General features: G+C 42.4%; 17 protein-coding genes. 2 read left to right on the plus strand and 15 right to left on the minus strand.

Features of this window, described 5'->3' with window-relative positions:
• Positions 1 to 5: 5 nt before the first annotated feature.
• Positions 6 to 371 (plus strand): hypothetical protein, encoded by a 366-nt coding sequence (locus MHH60_RS10275; protein ID WP_076137063.1) that lies wholly within the window; start codon positions 6 to 8, stop codon positions 369 to 371.
• Here MHH60_RS10275 and MHH60_RS10280 read toward each other — a convergent pair.
• From MHH60_RS10280 to MHH60_RS10310, 7 genes are all read right to left on the minus strand, one after another.
• Positions 352 to 1,008 (minus strand): response regulator transcription factor, encoded by a 657-nt coding sequence (locus tag MHH60_RS10280; protein ID WP_038573390.1) that lies wholly within the window; start codon positions 1,006 to 1,008, stop codon positions 352 to 354. The genes MHH60_RS10275 and MHH60_RS10280 overlap by 20 nt on opposite strands.
• The gene (locus MHH60_RS10285; RefSeq protein WP_076137065.1) at positions 986 to 3,367 is read right to left on the minus strand and encodes an ATP-binding protein; all 2,382 of its coding nucleotides are present in this window, start codon (positions 3,365 to 3,367) and stop codon (positions 986 to 988) included. Before MHH60_RS10285 ends, MHH60_RS10280 begins: the two co-directional genes overlap by 23 nt.
• Positions 3,368 to 3,504: 137 nt before the next feature.
• Positions 3,505 to 4,314: a CPBP family intramembrane glutamic endopeptidase gene (locus MHH60_RS10290; RefSeq protein WP_143766748.1), complete on the minus strand. Its 810-nt coding sequence runs from the start codon at positions 4,312 to 4,314 to the stop codon at positions 3,505 to 3,507.
• Between the two features lie 623 nt (positions 4,315 to 4,937).
• Positions 4,938 to 5,060: a hypothetical protein gene (locus tag MHH60_RS10295; RefSeq protein ID WP_256715183.1), complete on the minus strand. Its 123-nt coding sequence runs from the start codon at positions 5,058 to 5,060 to the stop codon at positions 4,938 to 4,940.
• Between the two features lie 40 nt (positions 5,061 to 5,100).
• Positions 5,101 to 6,333, minus strand: coding sequence for a glycosyl hydrolase family 8 (locus MHH60_RS10300; RefSeq protein ID WP_256715184.1), 1,233 nt, complete (start codon positions 6,331 to 6,333; stop codon positions 5,101 to 5,103).
• 237 nt (positions 6,334 to 6,570) lie between these two features.
• Complete coding sequence (locus MHH60_RS10305) at positions 6,571 to 7,107, minus strand: DUF2812 domain-containing protein (protein ID WP_076137069.1); 537 nt, start codon at positions 7,105 to 7,107, stop codon at positions 6,571 to 6,573.
• A 16-nt stretch (positions 7,108 to 7,123) separates the two neighbouring features.
• Positions 7,124 to 7,447: a PadR family transcriptional regulator gene (locus MHH60_RS10310; RefSeq protein ID WP_076137071.1), complete on the minus strand. Its 324-nt coding sequence runs from the start codon at positions 7,445 to 7,447 to the stop codon at positions 7,124 to 7,126.
• A gap of 137 nt (positions 7,448 to 7,584) precedes the next feature.
• Here MHH60_RS10310 and MHH60_RS10315 point away from each other — a divergent pair, with 137 nt between their 5' ends.
• A complete protein-coding gene (locus MHH60_RS10315) occupies positions 7,585 to 7,755 on the plus strand; it encodes a hypothetical protein (protein WP_162636851.1) in 171 nt (56 codons plus the stop codon).
• 85 nt (positions 7,756 to 7,840) lie between these two features.
• Here the strand turns inward: MHH60_RS10315 and MHH60_RS10320 are convergent, their stop codons facing one another.
• The 8 genes from MHH60_RS10320 to ahpF all read right to left on the minus strand — a co-directional run bounded on the left by MHH60_RS10320 (position 7,841) and on the right by ahpF (position 21,702).
• On the minus strand, positions 7,841 to 8,839 hold the full coding sequence (locus tag MHH60_RS10320; protein WP_076137072.1) for a globin-coupled sensor protein: 999 nt from the start codon (positions 8,837 to 8,839) through the stop codon (positions 7,841 to 7,843).
• A 221-nt stretch (positions 8,840 to 9,060) separates the two neighbouring features.
• Positions 9,061 to 9,390, minus strand: a complete 330-nt coding sequence (locus MHH60_RS10325) for a four-helix bundle copper-binding protein (RefSeq protein ID WP_076137074.1) — start codon at positions 9,388 to 9,390, stop codon at positions 9,061 to 9,063.
• 105 nt (positions 9,391 to 9,495) lie between these two features.
• Positions 9,496 to 9,816, minus strand: a complete 321-nt coding sequence (locus MHH60_RS10330) for a metal-sensitive transcriptional regulator (protein ID WP_076128794.1) — start codon at positions 9,814 to 9,816, stop codon at positions 9,496 to 9,498.
• Between the two features lie 74 nt (positions 9,817 to 9,890).
• A complete protein-coding gene (locus MHH60_RS10335) occupies positions 9,891 to 10,922 on the minus strand; it encodes a cation diffusion facilitator family transporter (RefSeq protein ID WP_081389086.1) in 1,032 nt (343 codons plus the stop codon).
• Between the two features lie 230 nt (positions 10,923 to 11,152).
• Complete coding sequence (locus MHH60_RS10340; protein ID WP_341161130.1) at positions 11,153 to 17,959, minus strand: S-layer homology domain-containing protein; 6,807 nt, start codon at positions 17,957 to 17,959, stop codon at positions 11,153 to 11,155.
• A 301-nt stretch (positions 17,960 to 18,260) separates the two neighbouring features.
• Positions 18,261 to 18,977, minus strand: coding sequence for a purine-nucleoside phosphorylase (gene deoD, locus MHH60_RS10345; protein WP_076138383.1), 717 nt, complete (start codon positions 18,975 to 18,977; stop codon positions 18,261 to 18,263).
• Between the two features lie 116 nt (positions 18,978 to 19,093).
• The gene (locus MHH60_RS10350; RefSeq protein WP_076129804.1) at positions 19,094 to 19,915 is read right to left on the minus strand and encodes a methyl-accepting chemotaxis protein; all 822 of its coding nucleotides are present in this window, start codon (positions 19,913 to 19,915) and stop codon (positions 19,094 to 19,096) included.
• A 257-nt stretch (positions 19,916 to 20,172) separates the two neighbouring features.
• On the minus strand, positions 20,173 to 21,702 hold the full coding sequence (gene ahpF / locus MHH60_RS10355; RefSeq protein ID WP_076138382.1) for an alkyl hydroperoxide reductase subunit F: 1,530 nt from the start codon (positions 21,700 to 21,702) through the stop codon (positions 20,173 to 20,175).
• Between the last annotated feature and the right edge of the window lie 5 nt (positions 21,703 to 21,707).

The raw sequence follows: 21,707 nt of genomic DNA on the forward strand, positions 1-21,707 counted from the left end.
ACACCATGAATAAAACTAACAAAACTATGTATTGGGTTGTATGGGCCATTACTCTAATAGGGATTAATTGTTATGCCCTTCCACTAGCGATGTGGTCCACATTTGCTGGAACAGAGGAAGCTAAATGGCTGTGGATAGCGATTGCCGTTGTTATTTATGTTCTATTAAATGTAGGGGTCATTCAGATGTATGTTGCGATCAAGCAAGGCAAATACCGATTTTTCCAGATCGGATTGATCGTCGCCGTTATTCAATTTATTGCAATGATGATCTTAGGTGGGCAATTTGAAGGAGACATATTTCTTCTACTGGGAACCCTCGCTGTCTCCAGCACTCTTATGATTATTCAACTTAGAAAGTCTCCATCCTAACAAGACCCAGTCGCTTTCCTTCCACTATAGCTTCGGATCTGGAATGTACACTAAGCTTCTCAAAGATTCTCGTCAGGTTATACTCCACAGTTCGTTGTGACATTAAAAGCTTGCTGGCTATGTCTTTATTGCTTTTTCCACTAGCTACTTCTTGGAGTATTTCCTGTTCTCTTTGATTAATGGACACTTCTTCAAGCAGACGATTATCCCGGTGATTAGATATCTTGATATCATTTCTTCGTAGCTGTTTAAGTAAAGACACCGGAATGACCGCCTCATTCCTCAGCGCACAACGAATAGTATTTAACAACTGTTCTCGGGAAGCTGTCTTAGAGATAAATCCTGTGACCCCTGACTCCATCAAAAGATTATAATGAGCACTGATTTCATATCCGGTATAAATCACCACTTTAGATTCAGGATCACGTTGAACGGCTCTTTTGGCGAATTCAAGTCCGCTGATCGTAGGCATGTTGAGGTCGCATAAGATTACATCAAATTCTTGTTGCTCCAGCCTATCCAAAGCTTCCATCGCTGACAAAACAAAAGTAACCTCCATATCCGCGTCCTGCTCAATCATAGTTTTAGTTCCTTCTCCGACAGAAGGATGATCATCAACCAACAAGATACGTATCATCGTCATCGCCTCCTCTGTGCTTTTCTTCTACAAAAGCCATTGTCGGTAAATAAATAATAACCTCCAGTCCCTTCCCTTTCTCCGAGTTAAAAGTGCATTGCCCCTCTAAGCTCGCAACACGTTCTTTGATGCCGGACAGGCCCATATGCTGAAAAGATTCCCTGATATCAACTATATTCATGCCAATCCCATCATCCTTATATCGGAAATAGAGCTGCTCTTGCTGGTCCAGCTCAATTTCAATCTGATTCGCCTTGGCATGTTTCCCGGCATTCCGCAGGAGCTCCTGTACTATTCGATACAACGCAATCACCAGGTCATCACTTAGCTCACCAATCGGACTGGATGTAAAGGTGATAATGTAGTTGGACTGCAGCTGGGCATACTCAAACAATAGTTCCAGTGCCTTCACAATTCCGGTCTCTCTTAGCAGCGGCGGACGCAGTTCATTGCAGGTCTCCCTAATCTGATATATCACATCCAGAAGTCCCTCTTTAATCTGAAGCAGCTCTGGTAAAATATCCGCGTCAATATCGTGATCGGAGATTAGTGTTTCCAGCCTGCGAAGCCAAATGAGCTGATCCTGAAGAGCAGAATCATGTAAATCCGCCGCAAGCTTTCTGCGTTCTTTCTCTGATAAATTAAAGATCAGGCGTAGAACCCATGGTGCTGCATGTAGCTCTTTTTTCATCTCTGCTTCAAGGTCTTCAATCAAGCCTTCAATAAGATATAAATTCTCATAGACAATACTCGCATAATTTGCGAGGGTATTTAACCAGTTAAGCTCATCCGAATTAAGCTTTGTATGGTTCTTCTTATGATCAATCCAGAGGAGATGAAATTTTTTTTGGTGACGTCCGATTACGAGCAAGATCCCCTGTTTGAGTTGAACTACTTCTCCTACCTTAAAAACTGGAGATTTCGATACAAATTCTATGTTGATCTCTTGGCCCGAATTGTCGACTATTTGTTCGAGGTTACTCATATCCTCATCTCTCTCAAAAAAAGCAGACCGACTAACCGGTAAAATCTCATTGATTTCCTTGTAAATTGCAGCCTCCAAATCAGACCGCTTCATCACCTTGGAGATTTGCTTCGAGAATCGCTCCAGACTACCTTGATAATGATAAAGCTCACGGAACAGTTTAGGCCGGAAATAATAATCTATTTTCTCCTTAGAGAATAAAAAGATTGTAATAGATAAATATACAACCAAAAACATCTGAATCCATTTGATCCAATCATACTCTTGCCTGCTTTGAATGATCGCAAGCACGGCTACAATCATTAGCGCGGGAAAAAAAGCAATTAGTAAATAATATTTAAACCGATTAAAAGCGAAATCAATATCAAATAGTTGCCTAGCCGTCAGCAGATAAAAATAAGTAACTGGCATCAAAAACAAAAAGATCGTAGTAATTTCGTAAGGGATCAAGTTCACCCCAACAGCAATGGGTGCAGCTGAGAAGAGAACAAACGGTGTAAACGCAAGGATTTGTCCGGTAAGCATAATTTTAAACATCGATTTAAGCGCTGTGTTTCGATAAGTAATGTATAAATATAGCAGCTTAAATATGCTGTAAAAAATCCCAAAAACAAAGAACCCAATAATAATTAACCTTATGAAGGCATACAAGGATCTATCCCATGAGTAAACCATTAGACTGGAGGTGGAAAATAGGCTTAGTAAAATGACCAGGCCATAGTATATTTTGATTACAGTAGTAGATAGAACTAATACATCAAATCGTTTCAGATATACTTGGAGAAAGTGAATAAAAACCAGTGGAATCAAAGGCAACACGCAACCCATCGCGATTCTACTTATAAGATCAGATCTACTTGAGGCATATCCCGCAAAGTAAGTTATTCCGACTAATAAAAAGAATAAAATCAGCAGCTCTGCTGAGCGATCCCCGCTTCTCCTGCGGTATAATAGAAGGCTTAACACTGCAAAAAAAACAAATGTCGCTCCAGGGACTACAAGCTGGGTAAACGTATGATATATGGAGGATTTATTCTCAATATCATAATGCAAAGCAAGTGGAGCCCCCCCTTTGGAGTTACGAAGAAGGTCAACGGATTGAACCTGAGTTAAGCTTCCATATCTCACAGCTTCATCCACTTTATCAATCGGTTTCCCATTAACCCGTAATAAGATATCCCCTTCCCTTAGATTCTGTTTATACCCTTCGCTTGAAACGTCTGCCTCAGCAATATAATATTGGCCTTCTTCATTCTGCTCCAGACCAACGCCAAGCAAGATGTTAGAGTGAATGACCCACACAAAATGAATAATAAGAAAAACAAAAATGCAAAGTAACCCTGATATGAATAACTGGCGGAGTTTTACTGTCATTTCAAATCCCCCGAACGAACAAAATTATACATATCTCTATTCTTATTTGGTATTCCCCTACCATTTTATATGAATCACAAAGGAAATTATATACTTTTATGCATGATATTCCTTCTCCTCTAAATATCCACATTGAATTATAGCTCTATCCTGGCTTTTTGCTGGTTCACTCTGTGGTTTCGATTCAGAATCCATATAGCTGCGCAGCCATATAAAATCACTGGAACCCAACCACTCTCCCCGGCTACATACTCCAACATAGGTGAAGAACTGACAGTAATATTGTGCAAAACACTGTCTACAGCATTATTAGTTCCGTGTAAAAGCACTGCCGGCCAAATACTACCGGAGGACAGACGCAGTTCATTTATAATGATGCCCGCAAACATAACAGATAAGGTAAAGAGCACCACCACGAGCCAGCGGCTTCCAGAGGAATGATAAGCACGCGGCCCAAGAATCGCCGGATAATGCCATATAGCCCAGATTAAGCCCATTGTTACACCAGAACTTACTCTTCCCATCCATTGAAAACGCAGGAGCAGCCAGCCCCTCCAACCGATCTCTTCCCCCAAAGCAGATAATGAACCAAGAACAATGTAAACGAGCAAATATATAGCAGTCTTGATCCATGAATCTGAAGAAATTAAGCTTGAGTTCCATCCCATCCAATAGACAGCATATCCCGCTCCCAGTGAACCTAAGGGAATAACTAAAGCCAATATGTATTCTTTGCCTCCCCTAAATTTGAAGCCCAACCTTCTCCATCCCTCAGCACTGTATCCATCTCTCACAATTAGAAACATCATGATACATACTGTGAAAAAAGGAGTAAATCCATACAGACCTTGCGCCGATTCCGGAAGCAGCAACATCCCTAACGCCATTGCCCATACGATAATAATAAATAGAAGAGATTGTTTCTTGTCTGAGAGCAATATTATCACCTACCCTTTTTAGATATAAGGAACTATATTTTCCTATTTAATCCAATTGTATATAAACAGGCAGGACGTTTCACCGAAAACAACGTTCGTTAAAACCACAATTCTTTTGCGGTACTGCTTATCTGTATGCCGCAAAGTCTTCAGTAAAGTTGTCCCAAAAATAGTGAAATGGTATGCGATGTGCGATGTGCGATGGGCAGCGTAAGTGTAAACTAATTAGGGAAATACTCCCTGAAAATAGCCGATATTCGCTCTAAAAGGACAAAATCAGGGAATTCCTCCCTAATAATCAGGGGGATTTCTTTATTAGTTACTGAATCGGCCAAAATTTAGGGAAGTTTTCCCTAATTATATGTCTGATGAACAGAAATCTCTGAATTTCAGGGAGAAATTCCCTAATTGCTGTATCAGTGCTTCACTTATTGCATCATTTGGAGCATCATTTGGAGCATCATTAGGTACGCCCCTTGATTCAATTGGTTTTCAATAAAGGATGCTCCGCCGTACGCCGAGTGACGGAACCGGAAAGTGTATTTGGATAACCGAAGAACAAACGAGGATTTCGGGGATTTCGGGGATTCCAGTGATTTCTGCTTTGCGGCACAAAAAAGTGACGATAGAGATCAGGTGGCTTTCACTTGCCCATAATCTACTGAAGCAAACAGTAGTTGACCAAAAATGCAGAACAGCGATTGCCCAATATTAGGGAAATCGCTGTTCTGTTTGACTTTTATGGTTTTGGGCATGAACGTTTTGGGGACAGCCTTTTTCTAACTATACGTTCTCTTAATAGGTCCACCAGTTACCAGACATAACGATCATCGAAAACAGCTTGATGCTGTCTTCATAGTAATCTTCTGCAGCACTGCTTGCTGTGTGGCTCCAGAGAGAATTCAACCAGCTTTGGTAAGTTGATGAGGTCATCGCACTGACTCCAAATGGAGCATAGAAAGCACCGCTATTGTAACTTCCAAATACGGTTCCGTTTAGCTTGTACCCATCTTTTATACTACCGGGTGTACTGCTTACTTTAGTCTTAATCCAGCTATTCATCTTATTGAGCTGAGTAAGTGCCCTGCTGTCTCCAGTAATCAAATAATCTGTTGCGATCCGCCATGGGGTACGACAAGAATTGTAATTGTAATTCCCGTCATTGGCATCCTCAAGGAAATTCGCCGCAGCAGGTTTATACACACCACCAGAGTAAACAACGAAATCAGGCAAGAGTCCAGTGCTAGAGCTATAACCCGTATAAAGGCTATTTATAATCGTGTACGTTTTATCGATAACATTCGTCCAGCGGGTATCTCCTGTAGCCTGTTGGAATGCTTTTAGATGATTTAGCATGAAATCCGAAGGTCTAGTTGCCGTATTATACGAGCCGCTATTCGCCCAGTCACCTAGACGGATCGTCCACTGTGTCTGGTTAATCTCATTGTCCATAATCGCATTAATGATATCTTTTGCAGCTTGTAAATAATTGATCGTACCACTACTTCCCCACTGCTTGTCCGCAAGCAGCAATGAGAAAGCTATATCCATATCTCCATCTGTAGCAGAATCCTCGCCTTCAATGTTTTGAAAGCTGCTGTTTTGCTTCCAGGACATCAAATAAGGATTAATTGCACTTGGATGAGCCTTGTAATAATTATATAAGCCGTCAAAATAAGTCTGAGCATTGCTGTCATAACCAGCCATCAAAACTGTGAACAACATCCCGTAACCATGTGCTTCAGATACCGTTTCTCCATCTGAATTATACTTAACGTAATATTTGCCAGTGCCAGCTGGTTTGAGATAGGCCGTTTTCCACGCATCCCATTTGGTCTTCACTGAATTATCCATACTGGTCTGGGTTACATTGTTCGGCTTGATAGATCCACTCGTATAGGTGGTGTGTTGCGGAAAAGGTTTGTTCACTGCTGCAAACGCGGAACCGGCAGGAAGAATACTAATTATCAAACATACGACAATAAGGCTTCTCCAACTCAACCTAAGCTTTGCATTCTTCTTCATCATTCATTGCCTCCTCTTCAATTGTGGTAATAAATTTGAAAGAAAACAGCAAGCTAATTCGTATTCGTCATCATTGTAATACAGAATATGGAATTAATATATAATGAATCCCATTAATAGATCATTAGTACTATATATCTGAGACTTAGATTTGTTCTCACTCCTCAACTAAAAAAGGAGGATCCCACAACCAACTTCATTCATGGCTGTGCAAACATCCTTTAGATAAAAATTCATTCGCTATTCTCGTAATTTATTTAATTTAAGTCGATACGCAATGTATGGAAGACCCGGAAAGACCAACATACAAAGTGTGACCACTACTAACACTAGGCTGATATTCCTCACCATCTCAGGTAACCATCCATTAACGCCCAAGATCGCTAGGAAGATAAAAACAATCAAAGCTATAAGCAATGGCAAGGCTGCTTTGCTCATCGTTTTCTTTTCACGTTCATATTTGTCAATGAGGGTCCCAGTGTCTGAGTAGATAGGCGCCGTACCTGCAGCTGCCCGAAAGATATGAAACCCATTTCCGGCAGAACAGACATAGGTCCATCCGGCATCTTCAAAAATCAAATAATACTCCTCATCAACATTCGTGTGATAATCTACACTGTACTCAAAAGTCTGGGGATCTCCCTTTCTTAACTTATAACCAAATGGTGCAAAGCTTTCCAGGAGCCAGCCCTTTTTGGCATACTTACTCAATTTCTGCATATCTCCTTTTTCAGTAAAAGCTAAGCCCCCGCTGGTCACATATTTTGTATTCTTCATGCCTATTCCCCACCTTTTATTTGAGAATTTGTTCTGCATGTTTAATCATTTCTTTTCGGCGCTCTACTTCTTTTCTTAGCAATCCAATCCCTTTTTCTGTTGCAATATACGTTTTTCGTTTGTCATCCTCTTCTTCTTTATACAGCTCAATAAATTCAGCCGCTACCAGCTTCTTAATGGTTGTATACATGGAAGCAGGCCCAATTGAAAATTGATTGTTCGTCATCGTTTCGATCGATTTCATAATCAAATATCCATGTTTGGCTTCGACTAAAGACAAGAGAATATAAAAAGCAGTGTCTGTGAGCTCTCCCATTTCCAATGAGTCTGTTCTTGACACTTAATCACCTCCCCATATATATCATTAAAAGATATATCATTAAATGAACTATATCTTTTAATGATACACTTGTCAACTGCTGGCATAAAATTCAAACTACCTTCTCATACTAGGTGAAGAATATGGAGGTGAATGTCATGCCCAAAAATAACGCCAATCCCAAAGAAGCTCCAGGTAAACATCAACCAAGTAAGAAAAACAATGCGGAGAATAACAACAATTTCAATGAAGCCGCTCAGATGGTGAACATCGATAAGGCTGCTGATTATGTGCCCAGCTTAAACGGTGTCTCCAAAACTGATGTCTAAGCTATACCGCTAATTACTTTTTATATTTCAAACAAAAAAACACTCCTCAGAATTTTCTGAAGGAGTGTTTCAATCCGTGGCAGTTTCATTTCAAGCTCTCTAACTCAGCGGTCACTTTTTCAATTAAGTTCACGAATGAAGCCAGCTCTTGAGAGCTTTTGACCTGATCCTTGGAATACATCGAGTTATGTTCCGATTCTTTTTTCACCTTGGAGAGTGTGGCATTGATATTGTCTAGCTTCTGGTCAATGGTTACCAATGAATCCTTTGAGCGGCGGGCTAGCTTACGAACTTCATTAGCCACAACTTCAAAACCTCTTCCAAACTCCCCAGCTCTGGCGGCTTCGATAGCCGCATTTAAGCCTAAAAGATGCGTATGATCTGCCACTTCTCTAATCATCGTACCCACTTGATGAATAGACTCCACCTCTTTGTCCAAATATAATACCGTTTGATGCGTTTTTTCTTGATAATCAGCATTTTTACTAGCTAAACTTTCTATCGATTCACTGCTATCCTTTAATTGAACCATCAAAGATACCAGCTCCTGAACGGCTGAACTCACTCCTGTAAGCAGGTGATTTTGCTTCTCCAGCAAGTTTTCTATTTTTGCTTTTTCATCCACTTCATAGGCTTCAAGAACGAGCTGTGAATCGAGATTAAACATCTTGGTTAAGGCATGAATAACAGGCTTCCACTCGTTTGGTAATATCCGTTCAAAATAAGCAGTAGCCAAATCCAGATATAATATGTACGTCCCCAAATACCAATTTGTTGTTAATCCAATACGAGAATGGATTTTCCCGATAAGCAAACGTCTTTCAATAAATGCTTCATCGATCACACCAGCGGCCATAGATAAAAAATACCACTGCTGTGTTTCTTTCAATCGATCCAGTGTACTGTGCTGCTCAATGATGTGGAGCAGTTCTGGCTCCATCGTCATCTGTTTATACAGCTCCTCAACCAATGAGCTAACGATTAAGTTGAATTCTTTCTCCTTGCTTTTTAATAATTCTAAATCAGCCTCAGTAATCCCTATGTAGCTAACTTGCTGGAGTCGTTCTGGACTAAGATTGATCATACCGTCGTTAACATCCCTCTCATAACTGTTTATTTTTCTCAGCCATCCCCTATGGCATCTATATCTCTTGATTATAAAGGTATTATTTCAATAAATTTTAACACTATATTTACCTATATTGCTTAATAATTTTACAAAACCTCACTAGTTGCCCTTAGATTTGGCTTCCTATTCATGAATAAAGGGCTGCCGCAGCAGCCCTTTCAGTTTCAAGCTTAAATTTACGCCGCCATTTCACGGCAAACTTTTGCACAAGCAAAACAAGCTTCTGCACATTGCTGGCAATGTTCATGATCATGCTTTTGGCATTCGTTGCCGCAGGCTTCACAAGCTTCTGCACAAGCTAAACAAATCTCTGTTGCATATTTACTATTCATCGACATGGCATGAGCTGCAAACTCGCATATATCTGCACATTCACGATCCAGGCGAATGCACTCCTTCATCATCCCCACATGATCCTCATCCAAACAAGCTGAGTAACAGTGATTACAAGCTATCATACATTTTAAACACTCTTCGATACACTCTTTGTAGTTTTGATGTGCCATAACACATTCTCCTCTCAATTCATTAATTAGGATAGTCCCCTACTCTATATATACCCAATTTGAGCAAATAAAAAAGGATTCCGGGGAATCCTTCCGATTGATCAATTATCTAATTAATTTATTGATGGTAACTAATAGTTCATCCAGTACCTCGTTCTCACCTTCCTGGATACGTTCCACCACACAACTTTTCATATGATGCTCCAGCAAAAGCTTGCCCACGCCGTTCAATGCAGATTGGACCGAGGAGATTTGATGCAGCACATCATCACAATAGGTGTCTTTTTCAATTAACCCTTTTAGCCCTCTAACTTGACCTTCAATTCTATTGAGCCGGCTAATCAAATTCTTTTTAGTTTTATCTGAGTGATGACTTTTCCGCTCATCCGTACTGCATGATTCATGCTCGTGAGTCAGATTATCCATGCACCGATCACTCCTTTCCTCGTATTTTTATTATACTATAGCCCCCCTATTCTATTCAAAAAATAAATCATTGATCAGATTTTCAATTCTTCATGAACTATAGCGGAAGTTTCAACCTGAATGGTTGTATGTTGAATTTTGAAATGATCGGCAATTAACCGAATCGCTTGCTGCAAAATGCGTTGGTCATCTGCTTCCTCTTCAATTAAGATATGACAGCTGAGTGAATCTAATCCCGAAGTTATGGTCCAGATATGCAGGTCATGAACATTTTTAACCCCTTCAATGCTTTCGAGGATTTCCTTTACTTGAGCTGGATTGATTGTAATCGGTGTGCCTTCCATAAGGACGTGAACGGTATGTTTGATAATTCCCCACGCCCCTCTAAGAATCAATAGAGCAACCAATACGCTTATGATAGGATCTGCAACATACCAGCCAAAAATCATCATAATTAAACCGGCAATAATCGCCCCTACTGAACCTAAAGCATCACCAAGCACATGGAGATAAGCACTACGGAGATTAATGTTATTTTTCACATCCCCTTTTCTCATAAGCGACCATGCACTAGCCACATTGGCTAAAAGACCAATACTTGCGATCAGCATCATAGAACCACTGGCAACCGCCGGCGGCTCAAAAAATCGCCCATAAGCTTCTACAATGATAAATCCAGCAACTACAAATAGAGTAACTCCGTTTAAGAGTGCTGCCAAAATTTCAAATCGATGAAATCCGTACGTTTTGTTCGGGGAAGCAGGTTTAGTTGCGAACCAGACCGCTACTAGGCTTAATGCTAGAGAGCTTGCATCGTTTAGCATATGCCCACTGTCCGATAACAGGGCTAAGCTGTTAGTAATCAACCCACCAAAAAACTCCAAAAACATAATTCCAACCGTAATGATCAACGCAATCAAAAGCCCTTTTTTATTTCCACTAGGATCAAAATGTTGATGCCCGTGAGAGCCATGGGAGTGACTGTGTCCTTCATGAGCGTGACTGTGTCCTTCATGAGCGTGGTCGTGGTTAGTGTGATCGTGATTGGCCTGTTGCCCGTGTACATTCTCGACCTGATGATTGCGTTTGTTCTTCTTGTTCATCATGCTTAACCTCCTATTACCTTCAGCTAGATAGTATTCGTAGCCCTGCGCAGTTACATTCAAAAAATCCAGTTAATAATAACATATGAGCATGTGTTCATATGTTATTATTAACTGGATTTTTCTTCTTGTCAATAAAAAAGCAACAAATGATTGTCTCTGACCTAATAAAATAAAGAGGACCCTCCGCAGCTCTTCCTGCATGAAGGATCCTCTCAAACCAGAACCGTGTATTAAATCAAATCTGATTGTTGCAGCAATCTTTGGATGATAGCCGCAACTTCTGCTCTCGTAATGAAGGCTTGTGGGGCAAGTACATTTCCACTTCTGCCCGTGATGATTCCTGCTTGCAGGCTGTCTGCGATGCCACTCTTCGCCCAGCCCGATGCTTCAATCGCATCCGTGTAAATACTCAGCAGCTCGCTTGCTTCTTTGGAAGAAAGTTTAGTCTTCAAATCGGTAATCACCATAGCTTTAGCAATAATACTCATCGCCTGTTCCCTAGTAATCTTGTCTGTTGGATGGAACGCTCCATCTTCAAAACCGTTGATTAGCTTATAGGAGTAAGCTGTCTGCACCGCATCATTATACCAATCTGAGACCTTTACATCCGTAAAGGATGTTGTCCCGCTTTCCAACTTCAATCCCAATCCACGTACGATAATCGCCGCAAATTCTGCACGTGTAATCTCCTGATTAGGGTTAAACAAATCGTCGCCGACTCCATTAATAACCTTACGGGAAGCCATCTCATTGACAATGTCCTTAGCCCAGTGGTTGACGACATCCTTGAAGTTCTGTGAGTCTTGAACTACAAAATACGTACTGTTCGTTAAACTGTGTATTTTCGCAAAGTGTTTGCCATCAATGGCAACAATCTGTGTGGGTACATGACGGATCGTCCCCCCCGTTTCAAGCACTAGCCCAGTTGTGATCTTCTTAAGGTCTACACCATCTACAAGAGGAATAGTTCTTTCCACATAAGTCTTAAACTTACTCAGCTCAACAGTATTTCCAGCGTAAGTAACTTTCACCGTGAAATCTAATGGCTGAGCTACCAGCGTTAGCTTTTCATTGGCTGCCAACATTTCTATTCTTTTCAGTACATCCGCAGTCGGAACAGAAATTGAAATCTGCACCTTCACATCTTGTAGAGCAATGTCTGTGCCAAACTGTTTTGAAATTGCACTGATATCAATCTGTGCTGCTGATATTGTATAAGTACCTTTTGGAGTACGAATAATTAGCAGCGCCTGCTTCTGCTCCATATCTTTTATGATTTGGCCATTAAGCTCACCAATAATCACATCTGAAGTCGCAGTCACAGGAATAGTTATAATTGCATTCTGGTCTTCCTTTTCGATACGTTGCTCTATTTTTGCCTGATCTACAACAATCGTGGTAACCGTCTGCCCGTTTTGCTCAGATATCGTTGCTGTTCCGGCATTTTCAACCTTACCGTTCACCAATACCTCAACCATGCTGCTAGATGGTGTAGCTGTAGCTGTAGCAGTGGATCCTGCTGTTGCAGTTGGTGCAGTTGTTGAAGGTGGTGCAGTCGGTGTTGATGTCGGTGATTCTGTTGGCGTTGGTGTTGGCGGTGTAGGTGTAACCTCAACCTCCGTTGATGACTTCGGTGTCACGGAGTTCGAAACTTCAGAAACTACACTACTACCAGCGCTATTAATCGCTTTAACTGTAAACGAATAAGTGGTTCCATTCGCTAGACCTGTTACCTTTATTGGACTTGTTGCCCCAACTGTTACGATATTACCCGGAGAAGCAGTAACCTCATAATTCGTAATTGGAGTTCCCCCGTTCGAATCAGGAACTGCAAATGTCACAGTCGCCTCGCCATCTCCCGCTACTGCTATTAAGTCCGTAGGTGCAGATGGTGATGTTCTTGGTTTCGTGCTGACTTCGTTAGAAGCTGCACTCTCCCCGCCCGGATTAGATGCCTTAACTACGAAATAATAAGATTGGCCATTAGTTAACCCTGTCACATCATAGTTGTAGACGGATTCGCTTACTGTAGCCACTTGGGTCTCATAGATTCCGGAAGTAATACCTTGATATATAGTGTATCCAATCGCACCCTTCACCGGATCCCATGTTAAGCCGATGAGGCCATTACTTGCCACAGGTGAATGAAGTATTGGCGCACCCGGTGCTGGAACTTGAGGCGTTCTGGTTACTTCATTGGAAGCCGCACTGATACCATCAGGATTAACAGCCTTAACAATAAAATAATAAGCAGTTCCATTAATTAATCCTACAGCATCATAACTGTTCTCAGAGCCACTTATAGTAGCTATCTCAGCTCCATAAACACCTGAAGCTGTAGACTGATATACAGCGTAACTATCGGTACCATATACGGGACTCCAAGTAATTCGAATATGTCCGTTCCCTGCTGTTACAGACTCAATGCTTGGCGCAGCAAGTTCAGGCCAGGTAAGGTCAATAACTGCACTAGTGATCTCTGTAAGACCTGTCGCATCAAATGCCAGTTGGGCTCCGGTGATTCCAGCTGCATTCGTAGCTCCCAGATCCGTAAAGGAAATGAGGCCCGCTACTGCTGTCAACGTCGTATTCCCCGTCAACGTCCAGCTTCCAGTGTCCTTCTTCGACACAGTAACAACCGTACTGTTGTCGCCAATGTTTACATTCCCAAACTGATCCAACAGCGTTATCACTGGTTGCTGCGCGAAGCTGCCGCCGTTGGCCTGCGGCGCACTTACGCCTGTAGTCAACTTCATTGTCGCTGTGCTACCTGCGACAGGTGCAATGTTCAGCGCTGTTGTCGCTGGCGAGGTTACGCCTGCTTGGCTGAACACAACAGCTTGTGCTCCCGCTTTGTTCAGCTTCAGGTTCACCTGTGCTACACCCGCAACGAAATCAACGTTGATCTTGCTCGGTGAAGCTGCCAAAGCAATGCCGTCCACGCTTCCGTACGTTCCGTCCGGCGCAACGCCATAACCTGATACCGTCACTTCTTTTGTTCCGGTGAACGTTGTATCTGTATTGCCCAGTGAGTTCTTCACGGTCAACGTAATCCCATCATCCACACCTACAACAGGTGTCAACGTCGCCGCTGAAGCGGTGATGCTTTGTGCTCCCTGTGGCTGTGGAAGATTCACGGTAGCGCTAGTGATCTCTGCAAGACCTGTCGCATCAAATGCCAGTTGGGCTCCGGTGATTCCAGCTGCATTCGTGGCTCCCAGATCCGTAAAGGAAATGACGCCCGCTACTGCCGTCAATGTCGTATTTCCCGTCAATGTCCAGCTCCCTGCGTCCTTCTTCGAAACAGTAACAATCGTACTGTTGTCGCCAATGTTTACATTTCCAAACTGATCCAGCAGCGTTATCACTGGCTGCTGCGCGAAGCTGCCGCCATTGGCCTGCGGGGCACTTACGCCCGTGGTCAGCTTCATTGTCGCTGTGCTACCTGCGACGGGTGCAATATTCAGCGCTGTTGCCGCTGGCGTGGCTACGCCTGCTTGGCTAAACACAACCGCTTGCGCGCCAGCTTTGTTCAGCTTCAGATCCACCTGCGCTACACCCGCAACGAAATCAACGTTGATCTTGCTCGGTGAAGCGGCCAAAGCGGTACTTCCTAAGCTTCCGTACGTTCCGTCCGGCGCAACATCATAACCCGCTACCGTCACTTCTTTTGTTCCGGTGAACGTTGTATCTGTATTGCCCAGTGAGTTCTTCACGGTCAACGTAATCCCATCATCCACACCTACAACAGGTGTCAACGTCGCCGCTGAAGCGGTGATGCTTTGTGCTCCCTGTGGCTGTGGAAGATTCACGGTAGCGCTAGTGATCTCTGCAAGACCTGTCGCATCAAATGCCAGTTGGGCTCCGGTGATTCCAGCTGCATTCGTGGCTCCCAGATCCGTAAAGGAAATGACGCCCGCTACTGCCGTCAATGTCGTATTTCCCGTCAATGTCCAGCTCCCTGCGTCCTTCTTCGAAACAGTAACAATCGTACTGTTGTCGCCAATGTTTACATTTCCAAACTGATCCAGCAGCGTTATCACTGGCTGCTGCGCGAAGCTGCCGCCATTGGCCTGCGGGGCACTTACGCCCGTGGTCAGCTTCATTGTCGCTGTGCTACCTGCGACGGGTGCAATATTCAGCGCTGTTGCCGCTGGCGTGGCTACGCCTGCTTGGCTAAACACAACCGCTTGCGCGCCAGCTTTGTTCAGCTTCAGATCCACCTGCGCTACACCCTCAACGAAATCAACGTTGATCTTGCTCGGTGAAGCGGCCAAAGCGGTACTTCCTAAGCTTCCGTGCGTTCCGTCCGGCGCAACATCATAACCCGCTACCGTCACTTCTTTTGTTCCGGTAAACAGAGTGTCCGTGTCGCCCAGCGAATTCTTCACGGTCAGCGTAATGCCATTATCTACACCTACAACTGGTGTCAACGTCGCCGCTGAGGCGGTAATGCTTTGCGCTCCCTGTGGCTGTGGAAGATTCACGGTAGCGCTAGTGATCTCTGCAAGACCTGTCGCATCAAATGCCAGTTGGGCTCCTGTGATTCCAGCTGCATTCGTAGCTCCCAGATCCGTAAAGGAAATGACGCCCGCTACTGCCGTCAACGTCGTATTTCCCGTTAACGTCCAGCTTCCTGCATCCTTCTTCGACACAGTAACAACCGTACTGTTGTCGCCAATATTCACATTCCCAAACTGGTCCAGCAGCGTTATCACTGGCTGCTGCGCGAAGCTGCCGCCGTTAGCCTGCGGAGCACTTACGCCCGTAGTCAGCTTCATTGTCGCTGTGCTACCTGCGACAGGTGCAATGTTCAGCGCTGTTGCCGCTGGCGAGGTTACGCCTGCTTGGCTGAACACAACAGCCTGTGCTCCCGCTTTATTCAGCTTCAGGTTCACCTGAGCTACACCATCAACGAAATTAACGTTGATCTTGCTCGGTGAAGCCGCTAAAGCGGTGCTTCCTAAGCTTCCGTACGTTCCGTCCGGCGCAACACCATAACCCGTTACCGTCACTTCTTTTGATCCGGTGAACGTTGTATCCGTATCGCCCAGCGAATTTTTCACGGTCAGCGTAATCCCATTATCTACACCTACAACAGGTGTCAACGTCGCCGCTGAGGCGGTGATGCTATATGCAAGAGTAGGTCCTAGGTTCAGGGTCATTTTAGTGAAATAATCCCCCACGACCTTAAAGTTAGTACCATCGTAAATAATGCCATTAAGATTAGAAGTAAGCTCTGATATTTCCTGAGTCCACGTGGATCCGTCTGCCGAAGAGAATAACTCCCCCTTCAATCCAACAGCCAGAAAACTTCCATTACCAAAGCTGATATTATTTAGTGCGCTAGCTGATATTGTAACCTTCGTAAAAGTTACCAAATCTTCTGTGATTAGAATTACTGCCTGCTGGCTAAGTGTATCTTCTCCAACCAGAATATAAGCTCTGCCATCATAGGCAATTCCCTTTAAAGAAGTATTGGGGAACCCAATCTCTAAGGGCACATTCCACTGTATTCCATCTGATGATTTTGCGATAACAACGCTCTCTTGCTCATAAGTAGTACTATTGTATTTCATCCCAAGAGCTACAAATTGATTATTCAAGTAAGCTACTGTATTAAATGCAAAATCCCCATTTTTAAATCTCTCTGTCCATGAGGTTCCGTTAACTGAAGAATAAATTCCGCCATAATCAGAAACAGCAACATACTGATTTGTGCCAAAAGCAATACCTGTCAGATTGTCCTGCACTCCGGTATCTGTCGTAGTCCAAGTGTCACCGTTGGTCGAGGTCACCACTTTGGCGTTAAGATTGTAGTTTTCTTTATCTGTAACCGCAATAAACTTCCCTGCTCCATAAGTGACCGCATTCATTCCCGGCAGCTTGGAGGGTGTGACATCGTTCCATACTGCGGAGCTATTAGATTTGTAAATAGAGCCATATTCCCCGGATGAGACGGCAACATAATTGCCATTACCATCCTTAGCAGTACTTTTCAGATTACCGCTGACATTACTCCACGCCGATAGGTCAGAAGAAACCAGTAAGCCGTTGCCCCCTGAAGCAACATATTTGCCATTTCCGTAAACCATATTGTTCACCATCATTGTTGTATGGGTATCCGAAGATGTCCACTGGGTGCTGTCCAGCGGAGCCGCAGAAGATTTATAAATTACACCCTGCCCAAACAACAAATAGCTCCCGTTTAAAGAACCTCCCCCATAAAATTGCTTGTTATCCCATGAGGCATCAACGGTCCAATTAGCACCGTCTGTAGAGGTGAATACTTTTTTAGCATAAGGAGTCACGATATAACTAAAGAAACGATTATTTAAATAGATTACATTCGTAACATAAGGCCAACTAGAATTATAGTGGTTGATCACAAGATCGGTTAAGGTGACCGTTGTCCAATTGATCAGATTTGTTGAGGTATAATAGACAGCATTGTTAGCAGAGACCACATATTTGTTGTTGCCATAAGCAATATCCGTTAAGCTTTGCATTCCGAATATTGCATTGGTAGAAGTGATTCCTGTGTCTGTCCAGTTAATGCCATCCGAGGATTGTAGTAGAGTTACATCATAAGAAGGTGGATTGGTGCCAGGTTTATATACTGACTGCCATACAAAAAACTTTCCATTGACCGCTTTCAACCTTTCCGGTGTGATAGCTAACGTTTTTTTTGTCCAATTTTCACCATCGAGTGAATTGTATACTGCCTTTTCGCTACCATCAATAGCTAAGAACAGCCCATTAGCGAACACAATAGAAGTTAGTTTGGGGTTCCCCGCCTTTTTTGAAATAGACCAATCTACGCCATTTGATGATGTAGATATCCCTCCTTGGCCCACCGCTACAAAAACATTGTTACCAAATGCAACACTGCTCAAATTTCCAGCTGATGTGGAGCTTTGATCTATGATATTGCTATTGCTGGGTGCTGCATAAATTACTGCAGGCATAAACAGAGAACTGACGATAGAGAATACTAAACTTATTGCTAATAAAAGATTGCCACTCCGCTTAATCACAATTTTCCCCCTTTGGCATTACACCAAAATATAAATACTTCCACCATATGGAGATTAGATGTCTTTTCTAAGATTTGTAGCCATTTGGTTTGATTTTTATATCGGTATAATCCGAGAGAATTATTACGAATTTAACATTAAATTTTGATTAAAAACAACAATAATTTACACGCTTCACCGATCCATTTCCACAACCTTACAAATGAGAAAAAAACCTATTAAATATCAGGACTTAATCCTGAATTTAATAGGCTTTCAAGCTTTTGCTCGTAGAACTTTTTAAGCTGCTTAATCTTTTTTATTAAATAGAAATCGCTGCTTCTAAAGCTACTTCCATCATGCCGTTGAAAGAATTTTGTCTTTCTTCTGCCGTGGTTACAGCATGAGTAACTAACGAATCGGAAATGGTAAGAATACATGCAGCTTGTTTACCTAACACTTTCGCATTATGGAACAACGCATAACTCTCCATTTCTACACAAACACAGCCATGTTCATTGTAAAATTCATTAATTCCAGGCACATTGTCTTCATGATAGAATACATCACTGGAATGAATTCTCGCCGTCAGAACTGGCTTGTTAATACGTGTAGCTGCTGCTTCAATGACTTCGTTCAATTCTTTACTTGGCAGCTGGATATCTCCTTCTACACCGCTTTGCACATAGGCATATGTAGATTCACTCCACGCGCTATCCGCCAACACCACGTCAAATAAATTCAATTTATCAGTGTATGCTCCAGCACTACCGATACGAATGATGTTTTCCACACCATAGTTTTTGTATAGTTCATAAGAATAAATACCGATACTTGGCATTCCCATTCCCGAACCCATTACCGAAACCTCTTTGCCTTTATAAGTTCCTGTATATCCAAACATATTACGTACCGTATTAAATTGGGTTGGGTTCTCCAAATAGGTTTCTGCAATATACTTCGCTCTCAAAGGATCTCCTGGCATTAATACTGTTTTGGCGATTTCACCATTTTGTGCTGCATTGTGCGGCGTTGACATAATTTATTCCTCCTATGTTGATTACTCATTACTATCTTACTATACCATTCATGATTTTAAATATACGTTTAAAATTTTCTTTTATTGCGACAAAAATACTGCTACTGAATCTCTATTTATAATTTATTAGCAAACTCGTTAAGTTTTTGAGACATTATTTTTATTTCTTCAATAAATGTAGAAGTATGCTGAACAGATGCCGCTTGTTCTTGGCCGATAGCTGCTATCTTCTCTATCGAATTAGCCATTTGATTCGTAATTCCCTTGATCTGTAACATGGTTTTATTTATATTTTGCGTCGAGGCGACGGTTTCCCTTGAAAATTTCCGGATTTCCTTGGCTACAACTTCAAAACTTCTACCTTTCTCACCTGCATGCGCTGCTTCTATTGCAGCATTCAGCCCGAGTAAATTCGTTTGATCAGCAACCCTGTTTATAATGGATAGGACTTCTGTTGTATTCTCTACATCTTTTCCAGCCTGCTGAGATTGAATGAGTAGTTCCTGAGAGTGATCCGAAAGTGAACTTACGCCATAGGAAATATTATTAATTTGCTCATTGGCTTGGGATAATGATTCCGAGATTTGTTCTACAATGGCTTTTAATTCACTTTGTCTTCGAATCTGAACTGCAATCCCGCCAATGACTTGTCCCGTTTGATCGTGAAGAGGTGTTGCTGTCCCTGTAAACTCAAATCCATAAAAGTGGGCTGGAACATCGGACTTCAAGGTACGATTCTCTTGTATCGCTAAGTAAAGCGGTTCTTCTTTGTGTAAAGGTTGTCCTTCGTTAATATTTAAATTTATGGTGTCGCCAGGAAAATAAGCAACGAACCGTTCCAAATCACATATCGCTATTGATAAATCAGCGGGGATAGATAATTTTATAATAGGTATAAGTGAGATAAATTTGTCTAAAGATTCAATGTTGTTAATCACAGAAATATAGTCTCCATTCCAGCAAAACGTTATTTATAGCGCACCAAGTCTAACCAGATCATGCCTTACATACATGCATTTAATCTAAATATTTAATTTTGCTTAATTCATATTTTAGATATGTATTCGCGAAAATCTTCATAAAATCCTCCAAAAAAGTTTACAAATCCCCATTTTTCTCTCACAAAAGATAAAAAAAGCCCCCACTTTGTGAAAAGTGAGGGCTTTCGTTCTCTTGCTGTTACTAACAATATCGATTAGTTACGGATCAGATAATCAAATGCTCCTAGCGCTGCAGTTGCACCGGATCCCATCGAGATAATGATTTGTTTATAAGCACTATTAGTGCAGTCACCAGCAGCAAATACTCCTGGTAAGCTAGTAGCACCATGGCTATCTACAACAATCTCACCTACACGAGTACGTTCAACTGTGTCACCTAGCCATTCTGTATTTGGAACCAGACCGATCTGTACAAATACACCCTGCAATTCAACATGGTGAGTCTCTTCTGTCGCACGATCAACATAAGAAATACCATTTACCTTATCAGTTCCGGTAATTTCTTTAGTTTGCACATTTTTAAGAACAGTAACGTTAGGAAGGCTATAAAGACGATCTTGCAGTACAGCATCAGCTTTGAGCTCTGGAGCAAATTCCAGAACCGTTACATGCTTCACTATACCTGCAAGGTCAATAGCTGCCTCAATACCTGAGTTACCGCCGCCAACAACTGCAACATCTTTGCCTGCAAACAAAGGACCATCACAGTGTGGGCAGTAGGCTACACCTTTGTTCTTGAATTCAGCTTCACCAGGCACGCCCATATTCCGCCAGCGAGCACCTGTAGACAGAATGACCGTCTTACTCTTTAGAACAGCGCCGTTCTCGAGTTCAACTTCAATCAAGTCATTTTTGTCTAGACGTCTGACACGCTGCAATTTCATTACATCAATGCCATACTCTTTTACTTGCTCTTCAAGTTTAGCTACGAGTTGAGGACCTTCAGTGTACTTCACACTAATAAAGTTCTCGATACCAAGCGTGTCGTTAACCTGTCCGCCAAAGCGTTCAGCAACAATACCTGTACGAATCCCTTTACGTGCCGCATAAATGGCTGCACTTGCACCAGCTGGGCCGCTGCCGACAACAAGCACATCATATGGAGCTTTATTGTCAAACTCTGATGCGTCCACACTGCTGCCCATTTTAGCTAAAATTTCTTCAACCGTCATACGACCACTTTCGAAAAATTCACCATTAAGGTAGACGCTTGGAACAGACATAATTTCTTTGCTTTCTACCTCTTCTTTGAATACTCCACCGTCAATCATCGTATGGGTAATACCCGGATTAAAGATACTCATAAGATTCAGTGCTTGTACAACATCAGGGCAATTATGACAGCTCAGGCTAACATAAGTTTCAAACTTATATTCACCATTAATGCCTTTGATCTGATCAATTACACTTTGCTCAACCTTAGGAGCTCTTCCGCTAACCTGCAACAGTGCCAATACTAATGAAGTAAATTCGTGTCCAAGCGGAGTTCCGGCAAAGGTTACACCCGTATCTTCACCCACACGATTTACACTAAAGCTCGGGGTTCTAGATAGTTCGGTTCTTTCCACCGTAATCCTAGCTGACATTTTGGCAATTTCATCTACTAGTTCAGTCATCTCTTGTGATGCCTCGTCAGCGCCTGCACTGAGTTTCAGTACTACATCGCCTTCCAAGAGTTCTAGGTATTGCGCTAGTTGAGCTTTTATTTCTTGATCTAGTTTCATTTAGC

The sequence above is a fragment of the Paenibacillus sp. FSL H7-0716 genome, assembly GCF_038002705.1.
GTDB classification, from domain to species: domain Bacteria; phylum Bacillota; class Bacilli; order Paenibacillales; family Paenibacillaceae; genus Paenibacillus_AQ; species Paenibacillus_AQ odorifer.